Annotated in this window: 12 protein-coding genes and 1 riboswitch; of the genes, 6 read left to right on the forward strand and 6 right to left on the reverse strand. The window is 69.9% G+C overall.

Annotation, left to right across the window (positions count from 1 at the left end; genetic code table 11):
• Nucleotides 1–85: 85 nt before the first annotated feature.
• The 3 genes from TR46_RS12880 to TR46_RS12890 form a co-directional block, all read right to left on the reverse strand.
• Entirely contained in the window at nt 86–1,123 is a 1,038-nt protein-coding gene (locus TR46_RS12880) for an NlpC/P60 family protein (protein WP_052432747.1), read from the reverse strand.
• Between the two features lie 217 nt (nt 1,124–1,340).
• Nucleotides 1,341–2,741: an NYN domain-containing protein gene (locus TR46_RS12885; RefSeq protein WP_439654356.1), complete on the reverse strand. Its 1,401-nt coding sequence runs from the start codon at nt 2,739–2,741 to the stop codon at nt 1,341–1,343.
• Between the two features lie 160 nt (nt 2,742–2,901).
• Complete coding sequence (locus tag TR46_RS12890; protein ID WP_042398848.1) at nt 2,902–3,174, reverse strand: hypothetical protein; 273 nt, start codon at nt 3,172–3,174, stop codon at nt 2,902–2,904.
• 116 nt (nt 3,175–3,290) lie between these two features.
• Between TR46_RS12890 and TR46_RS12895 the strand changes: the two genes are divergently transcribed.
• Together TR46_RS12895 and TR46_RS12900 are read left to right on the forward strand one after the other, a co-directional pair.
• On the forward strand, nt 3,291–4,094 hold the full coding sequence (locus TR46_RS12895) for a rhomboid family intramembrane serine protease (RefSeq protein WP_063770579.1): 804 nt from the start codon (nt 3,291–3,293) through the stop codon (nt 4,092–4,094).
• Complete coding sequence (locus tag TR46_RS12900) at nt 4,091–4,372, forward strand: Lrp/AsnC family transcriptional regulator (protein WP_042398854.1); 282 nt, start codon at nt 4,091–4,093, stop codon at nt 4,370–4,372. Before TR46_RS12895 ends, TR46_RS12900 begins: the two co-directional genes overlap by 4 nt.
• Nucleotides 4,373–4,437: 65 nt before the next feature.
• Here the strand turns inward: TR46_RS12900 and TR46_RS12905 are convergent, their stop codons facing one another.
• From TR46_RS12905 to TR46_RS12915, 3 genes are all read right to left on the reverse strand, one after another.
• A complete protein-coding gene (locus TR46_RS12905; RefSeq protein ID WP_042398857.1) occupies nt 4,438–5,811 on the reverse strand; it encodes an aminotransferase class V-fold PLP-dependent enzyme in 1,374 nt (457 codons plus the stop codon).
• Between the two features lie 52 nt (nt 5,812–5,863).
• Nucleotides 5,864–6,000, reverse strand: a riboswitch (SAM riboswitch).
• Between the two features lie 58 nt (nt 6,001–6,058).
• Complete coding sequence (gene trpD / locus TR46_RS12910; RefSeq protein ID WP_042398859.1) at nt 6,059–7,129, reverse strand: anthranilate phosphoribosyltransferase; 1,071 nt, start codon at nt 7,127–7,129, stop codon at nt 6,059–6,061.
• A gap of 74 nt (nt 7,130–7,203) precedes the next feature.
• On the reverse strand, nt 7,204–7,617 hold the full coding sequence (locus TR46_RS12915; protein WP_042398863.1) for a response regulator transcription factor: 414 nt from the start codon (nt 7,615–7,617) through the stop codon (nt 7,204–7,206).
• A 377-nt stretch (nt 7,618–7,994) separates the two neighbouring features.
• Here TR46_RS12915 and ctaE point away from each other — a divergent pair, with 377 nt between their 5' ends.
• From ctaE to qcrB, 4 genes are all read left to right on the forward strand, one after another.
• A complete protein-coding gene (gene ctaE / locus TR46_RS12920) occupies nt 7,995–8,615 on the forward strand; it encodes an aa3-type cytochrome oxidase subunit III (RefSeq protein WP_042398865.1) in 621 nt (206 codons plus the stop codon).
• Nucleotides 8,616–8,722: 107 nt separating this feature from the next.
• On the forward strand, nt 8,723–9,529 hold the full coding sequence (gene qcrC, locus TR46_RS12925; RefSeq protein ID WP_042398868.1) for a cytochrome bc1 complex diheme cytochrome c subunit: 807 nt from the start codon (nt 8,723–8,725) through the stop codon (nt 9,527–9,529).
• Nucleotides 9,526–10,593: a cytochrome bc1 complex Rieske iron-sulfur subunit gene (gene qcrA / locus TR46_RS12930; protein ID WP_042398872.1), complete on the forward strand. Its 1,068-nt coding sequence runs from the start codon at nt 9,526–9,528 to the stop codon at nt 10,591–10,593. Before qcrC ends, qcrA begins: the two co-directional genes overlap by 4 nt.
• 2 nt (nt 10,594–10,595) lie before the next feature.
• Nucleotides 10,596–12,272 carry a cytochrome bc1 complex cytochrome b subunit gene (gene qcrB, locus TR46_RS12935; RefSeq protein ID WP_084718392.1) on the forward strand — a complete coding sequence of 559 codons (1,677 nt, stop codon included), beginning with the start codon at nt 10,596–10,598 and terminating at the stop codon, nt 12,270–12,272.
• Nucleotides 12,273–12,336 lie beyond the last annotated feature (64 nt).

The raw sequence follows: 12,336 nt of genomic DNA on the forward strand, positions 1-12,336 counted from the left end.
CGAGGCTCCTGTGACGTGAGTCACACCAGGAGGCCACACCCGCCCCAGCCGACTCCCAAACCAGGTGTCCGCAAGTGGCTCTGCGTCAGAACCGGCGAATCGCCACGATCGAGCCGAAATAGGACATCGGCTGGATGGAGACGTTGTAACCGTATTCGGGAGCGTTCAACAGCATCCCCTTGCCGGCGTAGAGGCCGACATGCGCGCCGCCCTCCATCACCACGATGTCACCGACCCTCAGATCGGCGCTGGAGGCCACCCGGGTGCCCACCGACTCATCGCCCTCCGAGGAGTGCGGCAGGCTGATGTTGGCGTGGGCGTAGGCCCACATCACCAGGCCCGAGCAGTCGAACTGGTTGGGCCCCGCGCCGGCCCAGGCGTACGGGGCGACGCCGACCTTGCTCATCGCCGCCTGCATGGCGGTCCTGGCCGCGGCCGAGATCCCGGAGAGGTCGATGTCGGACACCGACATGTGGTTGTCGGTGGAGTCCACCGAGCTGTAGCCGCCCCCGCCGCCGCTGCCGGCGCCCTGATCCTTCAGCGCGGCCGCCTCCACCGCGGCGCGGGCCGCCGCCGACAGCGAGTCCAGCACGCTCTGCGCGTGCTTGAGCTTGGCCTGGGCGGTTTCCTTCGCCGTCTGCATCTGCTTGAGCAGCGCCTGCTGGGCCGTCAGTTCCTGGGCCGCCTGGGCCTTCTCCTGGGCCAGCGTCTTCTGCTGGCTCTGCAACATCGCCAGCAGCGCGGCCTGGCTGCCTGCTATCTGGCTCTGCGTCGAGGCGGCGTTCAGGTACTGGGTCGGGTTCGAGGCGAGCAGCAGCTTCACCGTCGGATCGACCGCGCCCTCGCGGTACTCGGCGCTGGCCATCTGTCCGAGCTGGCCCAACTCCTTGTTCACCGCGGTCTGCTGGCGGGCTATCTCGTCCTGGAGGACGTTCGTCTGCCGCTCCAGCGCCTGCTCCTGGCCCTGCGCCGCGTCGTACTGCTCCGTCGCCTTGTTCGCCGCCGACTGGTCCGCCTCGACCTGGGCCTTCGCCTGGTCGCTGGTCAGCTTCGGCGCCGCCTGGGCAGCCGTCTGGGCCGAGAGGGCCACAGCGGTGGCAGCGGCCGCGGTCAGGATCGACACACGGGCGCGGCTGGGTTGCTTGGGGCGGCGGTGTGTGGCCACAGGAGCGGGGTCCCTTCGAGCAAACGCTGACGAACACAGGCAGCGAGCGCAGACATAGGTTCGAAGGGAGAGACTAGTGAGAGAGATGTGACTCTGTCGCCCTCGGCGGGAGGTCCGGGGGTGAATGGGCGCAATGTCCTTTATAGGAAAGCCCTGAGAAGCCGCCGACGACCCCTCAGGTCCGCACCAGTCGGCGCAGCAGCATCGCCGAGGGCACCGGCCGCGCACCCGCCTTGCGCACCCCGTCCGCCACCTCACGGTCGGTCGACACCACGATCACCGGACGCCCCTCGGGCTCGGCCCGCACCAGACGGCGGATCAACTCGTCGGCGTTCTCGCCGGACCGGCTGAACAGCACCCGCACCCCGCGCGGCGGGGCCATCGGCACCGGCGCGTCCAGGTCCTTGCCGTCGAAGACGCAGGTGATCTCCGCGCCGCTGTGCGCGGCCAGCATGGAGAGCCCGTTCAGCAGCCTGACCCGCTGCTTGTCCAGCGGCAGGGTGGGATAGCCGCTCTTGGTCACGTTGTAGCCGTCCACCAGCAGATGCACCTGAGGCAGGGCCAGCAACTGGTCCAGCAGCGCCGGGTCGTCCGCGTCCAGGGCGCGCCTGGCCACGTCGTGCGGCGAGGCCGTGGTGGGCGCCACCGCCTCCACCGTGTCGGCCGGGCGGGTGGTGACCGGCTTCAGCCCCAGCTCCCGCTGCAGTCCCTGGGCACCCTGCAGCACCACGTCCAGCAGCAGCCGCAGCCGCATCTCCTCGGCACTGCGCCCTTCCCTGGACGCCCGCCGGGCCGCCTCGACCGCGGACTCGGCCTCGGCCAGCCGGTGCTTCAGCCGGCGGACCTCGCTGTCGGTGGTGCCCCGCTCGGTGGCACCGGCCGCGCGCAGCGCCTCCAACTCGGCTGCGACCTTGCGGGTCGCCGCCTCGGCGCGCTTGGTGTCGGCCTCCAGGCTGCGCACCCGGCGGCGGAGCGAATCCCGTTCCTTCCTGGTCTCGTCCAGCTCGACCCGGCCCCGGTCCGCCTCGGCCCTGCTGGTCTCCCGCAGCGCGGACAGCTCCGTCTGCAGCTTCTCCACCAGCCTGGCCGCCTCGGCGGCGGCGCCCTCGGACTCGGCCCGCTCGACCTCCTCGCCGGCGTCCCCGACCAGCTTGCTCCAGCCGGCCGGACGCAGCAGATAGGCCACCGCGGCCACGTCCTGCGGATCGGCGGCGGCCGGGACCTGTCCGCTCTCCAGGGCCGCGACCAGATCGGGCTGGCCCTGCCTGACCCGTTCCGCTATCCGCGCCCGGAAACCGGGCTCGGTCTCCAGCGCCGCGGCGATGGCGGTCGCACCGCGCCGGGCCCGCTGCACCGGGGTGAACTTGGCGTAGGGGCGCAGCCGCGGCGGCAGCTCGGCGAGCGGCATGGCGCTCAGCCCGTCCGCGGCGATGCCCACGACCCGGCGCCGCACCCCCTCGGGCAGCGGCCGGTCCAGCTGCTCGGCAGGCTTCTGGTCAGCGGGTGCGGCGGGCTCAGCGGGTACGGCGGTCTCGGTGGGTACGACGGGCTCGGCGGCTTCGGTGGCGGGCAGCACGAGGTCCGCCGCCTCGTCGGGGCCCGCAGGCCCCGCGGCGGCTTCCGCCCGGTCATGCTGCACCACGTCCGCTGTCTCCGATCCGGTCCTGCGGGGCTGCTGCCCGCAGTAACCATTCTCGCCCGCCCTCCCCCCTACTCGTCACCGCGCCACACAAGCCTCAGGCCTGGGTACGCCCTGCCTGCGCGGCCGCCTCGGCCTCCGCGCCCGGACGGTCCACCAGTTCCACCTGGTCCACCGCGTTGCACCAGCGGCAGCGCACGGACTCCACGGACTCGCTGAGCACCTCGCGCTCCTCCACCCGGGGCTCGCCGGCCAGGTCCAGATGGACGAACTCGACCACTCGGGAGGACCGGGTCACATCGAAGCGGGTCAGGTTGCCGCACAGGGTGCAGCGCCACCGGGTCCCCTCGGTGGGAAGGGGAACAGACATGAGCGGTCCTCTCGCGACGGGTACTCCTACCTGCACAACCCTATGGCCTCGCCGTCAGGGTCAGATACGGCAGGACAACCGGTGTCAGATTTGCCCCGGTAAGGAATGCTCTATCCATGCTGAGGCCGGTAAGCCAGACGTATTCATCCCTCCGGGGCCCCCGACCGTTCGTCCCGCTGGTGACCTACGCGCTGATCGCCGCGTGCGTACTGGTCTTCCTGGTGGGCCCGGTCTCCGGACTCGATCCGCTGTACGGCGGGGGGAACGCCCGTGCCTGCACGGAACTGGCCTACTACCACCACTGGGGGGTGATCCCCAGCGAGCTGATGGACAATCAGCCGCTCCCGGCGGTCACCACCCCGGGCTGCCCGGCGCCGGACGGCGGCTTCCCCAAGATCCCGGCCCTGTCGGTGCTGACCGCGATGTTCGTCCACGGCGGCTGGCTGCACCTGCTGGGCAACATGCTGTTCCTCTACGTCTTCGGCGCGATGGTCGAGGAGCGGATGGGGCGGCTGCCCTACCTGCTCAGCTATGTCGCCCTCGGCTATCTGGCGACCTACGGCTACGCGCTGTTCGCCGGCGCCGGCAGCGCGACGCAGACCCTGGTCGGCGCGTCCGGCGCGATCGCCGGCATCCTCGGCGCGTACCTGCGGCTGCACCCCAGGGCCCGGGTGACCAGCCTGCTGCCGTTCCTGCTGTTCCTGCCGCTGCGGTTCCCGGCCTGGCTGGTGCTGGGGGTGTGGTTCGCGATCCAGTGGGCCTCGGTCGGCGTGCCCTCGGCCGCGGTCACCGGGGTCGCGTACACGGCCCATCTGATCGGTTTCGCCGGCGGCTTCCTCTTCGCCTGGCTGCTGTACCGCCGCGGGCGCGGCTACGCTGATCCGACGAACGTCGCCGTACTCCCAGGAGACCCCCCGTGATCACCGCGATCGTGCTCATCAAGACCACCGTCGACCGGATCCCCGAGATCGCCGAGTCGATCGCCGCGATCGACGGCGTCACCGAGGTGTACTCGGTGACCGGACAGCACGACCTGGTGGCGATGGTGCGGGTGCGCGCCCACGAGGAGCTGGCCGAAGTCATCCCGGGGCAGGTGAACAAGGTCCCCGGGGTGGAGTCCACCGAGACCCACATCGCCTTCCGCACCTACTCCCGCCACGACCTGGACGCCGCCTTCGCCCTGGGCCTTGAGGACTAGGTGCGGGCTGTGCATGGTTTGTCGCGCAGTTCCCCGCACCCCTGGGGGTCTGCGACTGGCAGCCTCTACCCCCGACGGGTGTCCGGCACACAGCGCCCGCCCTCGGTCCGGTAGGCCCACTGCGCACCGTCGGTGACCAGCTCCCGCACCGCCTCCACAAAGCGGTCGACATGCTCGTCCGGTGTGCCCGCGCCGAAGCTCACCCGGATGGCATTGAGGCTCCGCTCCCCCGGCAGCGACGCCTCCGGCGCCCCGCACTCGGACGGCGCAGCCGTCTCCCCGCCGAGCAGGGTCCGCACCAGCGGATGCGCGCAGAACAGGCCGTCCCGCACCCCGATGCCGTACTCCGCGGAGAGCGCCGCGGAGAAGTGCGAGCTGTTCCAGTCCTGGACGACGAAGGACAGCACGCCCACCCGCGGGTGCTCGTCGCCGAACAGGGTGAGCACCCTGACCTGCGGAATCCCGGCCAGCCCGGTCCGCAGACGGTCGATCAGGTACTGCTCGCGGGCCACCAGGGAGTCGAACCCGGCCTCGGTGAGAGCCCGGCAAGCGGAGGCGACGGCGTAGGCGCCGATGACGTTCGGCGAGCCGGCCTCGTGCCGCTGCGGACCCCGGTGCCACTCCACCGCCACCGAGCCGTCGGTCTCCCTGGCCACGGTGCGGCTGGCGCCGCCGCCGGCCAGATAGGGCTCGGCCTCGTCCAGCCAGTCGCTGCGGCCGGCCAGCACGCCCGCACCGAAGGGGGCGTAGAGCTTGTGCCCGGAGAAGGCGACCCAGTCGACGTCCAGCTCGCGGACCGAGACCGGGTGGTGCGGGGCCAACTGGGCGGCGTCCAGGACGATCCGCGCGCCGTGCCGGTGCGCGGTCCCGGCGAGCTCGCGGACCGGCCAGATCTCCCCGGTGACATTGGAGGCGCCGGTGACGCACACCAGCTTGGGGCCCTCGCCGCCGGCCGCGAGCGCCTCGTCCAGCGCCGCGACCGCCTGCTCCGGGGAGCGCGGGGCACGCAGATAGGTGACCGCCAGGTCGTGCTTGCGCCAGGGCAGCAGCGAGGCGTGGTGCTCGGTCTCGAAGGCGAACACCCTGGTCCCGGTCGGCAGCACGCCCGCCAGCAGGTTCAGCGAGTCGGTAGTGGCCCGGGTGAACACCACCTGGTCGTCCTCGCGCAGGTCCAGGAACTCGGCGACGGTGGCCCGGCTCTGCTCGAACAGGTCGGTGGACAGCTGCGAGAGGTAGCCGGCGCCGCGGTGCACGCTGCCGTAGTAGGGGGCGTAGGCGGCGACGTCGTCCCACACCCGCTGCAGGGCCGGCGCGCTGGCGGCGTAGTCGAGCGCGGCGTAGGTCACCTTCGCCCCGCTGACCAGCGGGACCTCGACATCGCGGCCGAGCACGGACAGCGGCTGGCAGACACTGACGGAAGTTTTCGGGTACGCCGACACAGACCCCTCCAGGGCATCCAGTGGATCCCTGGCGCAAGGCCTGATCAAAGGGGATCCGCGCTTGCCCCGCGGCGATGTTCCGAAGGGCCTGGTCGTCACCCGGAGGCACCCCGCCACGGACGGAGGGTTGCCGGACAGCAAGCCGGGGCCGTTGCGGTCGGATCAACCGCGTCGCTGTCACTCGTGACCTGCTGAGAACTATGCCAGAGGTCCGCCCTGTGGGCGAACCCCCGTCCGGCATATGGACCTATTTGTGCGTCGCCGCAGCCCAGCGGGCCAGCGTCGCCGCGGCCGCGCCCGAGTCGATGGACTCCGCGGTGCGCTTCATCGCCGCCGCCAGCTGCTCGGCCAGCGGTGCCTCGGTCTGGTCCAGGGCGACCAGGGCCGAGGCCGAGTTCAGCAGCACCGCGTCCCTGACCGGTCCCTGCTCGCCGGCCAGCACCCGGCGGGCCACCTCGGCGTTGTAGCTGGAGTCGGCCCCGCGCAGCGCCTCGATGCCGGCATGGGCGATGCCCACGTCCTGCGGGTCGAAACTGATCCGCTCGACGTCGCCGTTGCGGACCTGCCACACCGTGGAGGTCCCGGTGACGGTGAGTTCGTCCAGGCCGTCGTCGCCCCGGAACACCAGCGCGGAGGCGCCGCGCCGGGCCAGCACGCCGGCGATCAGGCCGGCCATCCTGGTGTCGAAGCAGCCCACGGCGTTGGCGCCGACCCGGGCCGGATTGGTGAGCGGGCCCAGCAGGTTGAACGCGGTCGGGACGCCGAGGCCGACGCGGGCCGGTCCGGCGTGCCGCATGGAGGGGTGGAACACCGGCGCCGGGCAGTAGGTGATCCCGGCCTCGACGGCGACCTCGGCGACCCGGGCCGGCGACAGCTCCAGATCGACGCCCAGCTTCTCCAGCACATCGGTCGCCCCGCTGGCGGAGGACGCGGCCCGGTTGCCGTGCTTGACCACCAGCGCGCCGGCCCCGGCCGCGACGATCGCCGACATGGTGGAGATGTTGACGGTCTTGGCCCGGTCACCGCCGGTGCCCACGATGTCCACGGCCCGGCCGGGCACCTCTATCACCGTGGCGTGCGCGTACATGGAGTCGACCAGGCCGGCGATCTCGTCCACGGTCTCGCCCTTGGCCCGCAGGCCCACCAGGAAGCCGGCCACCTGGATCGGCGAGGCCTCCCCGGTCATGATCCGGTCCATCGCCCAGGCGGTCTCGTCGGCCGACAGGTCGGTACCGGCGATCAGCGCGCTCAGGAGGTCCGGCCAGGACCGCGCCTGCACGGGGTCGCCGCCGCCGTTCGCAGGAATCACGTTCGCCATGGCCTGGGCCTCTCGGTGGAGTAGATAGGGAGAGGCCCAGCCTAGCGACCATGCAGACCGCCGAGTGGAAGATCTCAGCCGACGAGATGGTTCCGATCGCTGCGGAGCAGCGTCACCGCGGTCTCGGCGAGGCCTGCCGGGTCCACCGGCGCGGCGATGGCCGCGTCGGCGCGGCTCCAACCGGCGAGCCAGGAGTCCTGCGGGCGACCGATCAGGACCAGCACCGGCGGGCAGCCGTAGACCTCGTCCTTCAGCTGCCGGCACAGCCCCATCCCGCCGACCGGGGTGGCCTCGCCGTCCAGCACCAGCAGGTCCAGCCGCCGACCGCCCTTGGCATGGGCGTCCAGCGCCTTCAGTACGGCGGGCGCGGTGGCGCACTCCAGGTACTGGAGCTCGGCCAGGTCCGCCGCCGGACGGTGTCCGAGCGCCAGCAGGACCTGCTCGCGCGTATTGCGGTCGTCGCTGTAGACAAGAACGTTCAGTGCCATGGTCCGTATCCCCCTGGGAGGTGGTCAGGCATGTGAGTGACCGGCGTCACTTCGGCTCGTGGCGGATGCTACTCCGCTCCTACCCCGATCAGCACCGGTGCGCACCGGGAAGATCGGGACGGTTCCGGCCCCGGCTCCGGCCCCGGCTCCGCGCCCGCAGCGCGGGGCCTCCGGGCCGAGCGCCGTCCGGCCGTTCAGGCTTCACCATTTCGAGGGACCCGGCGGCCTGTCGCGCGCGGGGCCGCCGGACCCTGCCCCCGGCCATCCGGGCTACCTGCGAGGTCGTCAGGGGTGCGACCACCGCCGGAGGGTACGTCACCAGCCGGACACACCGAGGAACACCCCCCGGAGTGAAGACGGAATAAGCGACCGACATAATGACCGTCGTGGCGACAGCAACTGCAGTAGATACCGGGCACGCACACGGATCGGTCAACCGGCCGAATCTGGTCAGCGTCGGAACCATCGTCTGGCTGGCTTCCGAGCTGATGTTCTTCGCGGCCCTCTTCGCGATGTACTTCACACTCCGCTCGGTGACCGGGACGGAGTACTGGCACTCAATCAACGAAGCCCTCAACGTTCCCTTCGCGTCGGTGAACACCACGATCCTGGTGCTCTCCTCCTTCACCTGCCAGATGGGTGTCTTCGCCGCCGAGCGCGGCGACGTGAAGAAGCTCAGGGCCTGGTTCATCGTCACCTTCATCATGGGTGCGATGTTCATCGGCGGTCAGATCTTCGAGTACACGGACCTGGTCAGGCACGACCACCTGTCCCTGTCCTCGGGCCCCTACGGTTCGGTGTTCTACCTGACCACCGGCTTCCACGGCATGCACGTGACGGGTGGTCTGATCGCCTTCCTGCTGGTCCTCGGCCGTACGTACGCCGCCAAGCGGTTCACGCACGAGCAGGCCACGGCGGCGATCGTCGTGTCCTACTACTGGCACTTCGTCGACGTGGTCTGGATCGGCCTCTTCGCGACCATTTATCTGATCAAGTAGGCCAGGGTCGGACCGTCCTCTCGGCACACCGCCGGGCGGTCCCCACAGACCGACCTGACGGTCAACCAGACTCCAGACGCTCCAGATCCTCACACCGGGGTTAATCCGTGAAAAAGCTCTCCGCACGACGGCGCCACCCGCTGGCAGCGCTCGTCGTCCTACTCTTTGCGCTGGCGACGACCGGGGGGCTGTACGCGGCGTTCGCGCCGGCCGGCAGCGCCCAGGCCGACAGCAGCCAGTCCCTGCAGATCGAGCAGGGCAAGAAGCTGTTCGCCGTGGGCTGCTCCAGCTGCCACGCTCTCAGCGGCGAAGGGACGAAGGACGGCCCCAGCCTGGTGGGTGTGGGCTCCGCCTCCGTGGACTTCCAGGTGGGCACCGGCCGTATGCCGGCCCAGCAGCCCGGTGCGCAGGTCCCCGCCAAGAAGGTGATCTACACCCAGGACGAGATCAACGAGCTGGCCGCCTACGTGGCCTCCCTCGGTGCCGGCCCGTCGATCCCCACGGCTGAGCAGTACAACGCCGCGGGCGACGTCGCCAAGGGTGGAGAGCTGTTCCGTACCAACTGCGCGCAGTGCCACAACTTCGCCGGTTCCGGCGGCGCGCTGTCCGAGGGCAAGTACGCGCCCTCGCTGGACGGCGTGAGCGCCAAGCACCTCTACGAGGCCATGCTCACCGGCCCGCAGAACATGCCGTCCTTCCCGGAAAGCACCCTGTCCCAGCAGAACAAGCAGGACATCATCGCCTACGTGCAGCGCACCACCAACCCGGCGAAGAACCCCAGCTACGGCGGTCTGACCCTGGGCGCACTCGGCCCGGTGACCGAGGGCCTGTTCGGCTGGATCTTCGCGCTGGGCGCCCTGATCGGTATCGCGATCTGGATCGCCGCCCGCACCCCCAAGGCCAAGAAGTCATGACGAGCCAGGACAACATGTCTGAAGAACACCTGCCGGAGGCCCACGGGGCCCACGGCGGAGAGCTCGCCGTCCACGGCGACGCCTTCGCCGATCCGGGGCTGCCGCCCCACGAGCACCGCCGTACCGACATCGACGAGCACGCCGCCGCGAGGGCGGAGCGCCAGGTGGCGATGTGGTTCCTGCTCTCGATGGTCGCGACGATCGGCTTCATCGCGTCCTATGTGCTCTTCAAGCCGGGGCCGGAGACCGGGAACACGGTCTACATCTTCCCGCTGGGCCACATCAGCAGGCTCAACTTCTCGCTGGGCATGACCCTCGGCGTCTCGCTGTTCGCCATCGGCGCCGGCGCGGTCCACTGGGCCCGCACGCTGATGTCGGACGAGGAGCACATCGCCGAGCGCCACCCGATCGAGGCCACCCCCGAGGTCCGCGAGCAGGTCTTCGCCGACTTCCGCCAGGGTGCCAAGGAGAGCGGCTTCGGCCGTCGCAAGCTGATCCGCAACACGATGATCGGCGCCATGGCGATGGTCCCGCTGTCCGCGGTGGTGCTGTTCCGCGACCTCGGTCCGCTGCCGGAGAAGAAGCTCGACTCCACCGAGTGGGCCAAGGGCAAGCGCCTGGTCAACATGAACACCAACGAGCCGATGAAGGCCTCGGACATCACGGTGGGCTCGCTGACCTTCGCCAAGCCGGAAGGCGTGGAGGAGAGCGACGAGAACTTCCAGGAGGTCATCGCCAAGGCCGCGGTGATGCTGGTCCGGATGCAGCCCGGTGACATCAAGGACAAGGCGTCCGCAGGCTGGGGCTACGAGGGCGTCCTCTGCTACTCCAAGATCTGCACCCACGTCGGCTGCCCGATCAGCCTCTACGAGCAGCAGACGCACCACGTCCTCTGCCCGTGCCACCAGTCGACCTTCGACCTCTCCGACGGCGGCCGAGTGATCTTCGGCCCGGCCGGGCACCCCCTGCCGCAGCTGCAGATCTCGGTCAACGGCGACGGCTACCTCGAGGCGCTCGGCGACTTCAGCAAGCCCGTCGGCCCCGGCTTCTGGGAGCGCAGCTAACCATGACCACTCACGCGGAACCCACATCGGTCGGCGACCACGACGACCACCAGGTCGGCCACAGCGAGGCCGGCGTCGACCAGGCCCACATCGGCGAGAAGGCCGCGGACTGGGTCGACGGCCGACTCGGCGTCTACGGTCTGGCCAAGGCCAACCTGCGGAAGATCTTCCCGGACCACTGGTCCTTCATGCTCGGCGAGATCTGCCTCTACAGCTTCATCATCATCATCCTCACCGGCGTCTACCTGACGCTGTTCTTCACCCCCAGCATGGGTGAGGTCGTCTACCACGGCTCCTACACCCCGCTGAACGGCATCCGCATGTCGGAGGCCTACAAGTCGACCCTGGACATCAGCTTCGACGTCCGCGGCGGCCTGCTGATCCGTCAGATCCACCACTGGGCGGCCATCGTCTTCGTGGCGGCCATGCTGGTGCACATGATGCGCGTCTTCTTCACCGGCGCGTTCCGCAAGCCCCGCGAGATCAACTGGCTGTTCGGCTTCCTGCTGCTCTTCCTGGGCATGTTCGACGGCTTCATGGGCTACTCCCTCCCGGACGACCTGCTGTCCGGCACGGGTATCCGCTTCATGGAGGGCGCGATCCTGTCGATGCCGATCGTCGGCACCTACATCGCGATGTTCCTGTACGGGGGCCAGTTCCCCGGCAACGACATCATCCCGCGCTTCTACACCATCCACGTGCTGCTGATCCCGGGCATCATGCTGGGCCTGCTGGTGGCCCACCTGATCCTGGTCTTCTACCACAAGCACACCCAGTTCGCGGGCCCCGGCCGCACCGAGAAGAACGTCATCGGCATGCCGCTGATGCCGGTCTACATGGCCAAGGCGGGAGGCTTCTTCTTCCTGGTCTTCGGTGTCATCGCGATGGTCTCGGCGATCGCCTCGGTCAACCCGATCTGGGCCTACGGCCCCTACCGCCCCGACCAGGTGTCCACCGACGCCCAGCCGGACTGGTACATGGGCTTCTCCGAGGGCCTGATCCGCATCATGCCGGGCTGGGAGATCAGAGCCTGGGGCCACACCCTGGTCCTCGGCGTCTTCATCCCGCTGATGATCTTCGGCCTGGTGATGATCGTGATCGCGGTCTACCCCTTCCTGGAGGGGTGGATCACCGGCGACAAGCGCGAGCACCACATCCTGGACCGCCCGCGCAACGCGCCGATGCGCACCGCGTTCGGCGTGGCCTGGATCACGGAGTACATCATCCTGCTGATCGCGGGTGGCAACGACCTGTTCGCCACGCACTTCAACCTGTCGATCAACACCATCACCTGGGCCTGCCGGATCCTCTTCTTCGTCGGCCCGGTGATCGCCTTCACCATCACCAAGCGCTGGTGCATCGGTCTGCAGCGCAACGACCGGGACAAGGTCCTGCACGGCCGGGAGACCGGCACCATCAAGCGGCTGCCGCACGGTGAGTTCATCGAGGTGCACGCCCAGCTCTCCCCGGAGGCGCTGCACACCATCACCGCGCACGAGCAGTTCCAGCCGATGGAGCTGCCCGCCGAGGTGGACGAGAACGGCGTCAAGCGCAAGGTCTCGCTGCTGACGAGGACCCGCGCCAAGCTCTCGCAGAGCTACTTCGGCGAGGCGGCGCAGATCCCCAAGCCGACCCCGGAGGAGCACGCCGAGATCACCAGCGGCCACGGCCACCACTGATCTCCGCTCCACGGCACCCGCAGCACCCCGAAGGGCCCCTCCCGCACTGCGGGAGGGGCCCTTC

This window comes from Streptacidiphilus carbonis (assembly GCF_000787775.1).
GTDB lineage: Bacteria > Actinomycetota > Actinomycetes > Streptomycetales > Streptomycetaceae > Streptacidiphilus > Streptacidiphilus carbonis.

Excerpts from the sequence above, each read along its gene's own strand:
- qcrB (WP_084718392.1), top strand. The coding sequence starts at position 10,596 with ATGACCACTCACGCGGAACCCACATCGGTCGGCGACCACGACGACCAC.
- qcrA (WP_042398872.1), top strand. The coding sequence starts at position 9,526 with ATGACGAGCCAGGACAACATGTCTGAAGAACACCTGCCGGAGGCCCAC.
- trpD (WP_042398859.1), bottom strand. The coding sequence starts at position 7,129 with ATGGCGAACGTGATTCCTGCGAACGGCGGCGGCGACCCCGTGCAGGCG.
- TR46_RS12895 (WP_063770579.1), top strand. The coding sequence starts at position 3,291 with ATGCTGAGGCCGGTAAGCCAGACGTATTCATCCCTCCGGGGCCCCCGA.
- TR46_RS12915 (WP_042398863.1), bottom strand. The coding sequence starts at position 7,617 with ATGGCACTGAACGTTCTTGTCTACAGCGACGACCGCAATACGCGCGAG.
- TR46_RS12890 (WP_042398848.1), bottom strand. The coding sequence starts at position 3,174 with ATGTCTGTTCCCCTTCCCACCGAGGGGACCCGGTGGCGCTGCACCCTG.
- ctaE (WP_042398865.1), top strand. The coding sequence starts at position 7,995 with ATGACCGTCGTGGCGACAGCAACTGCAGTAGATACCGGGCACGCACAC.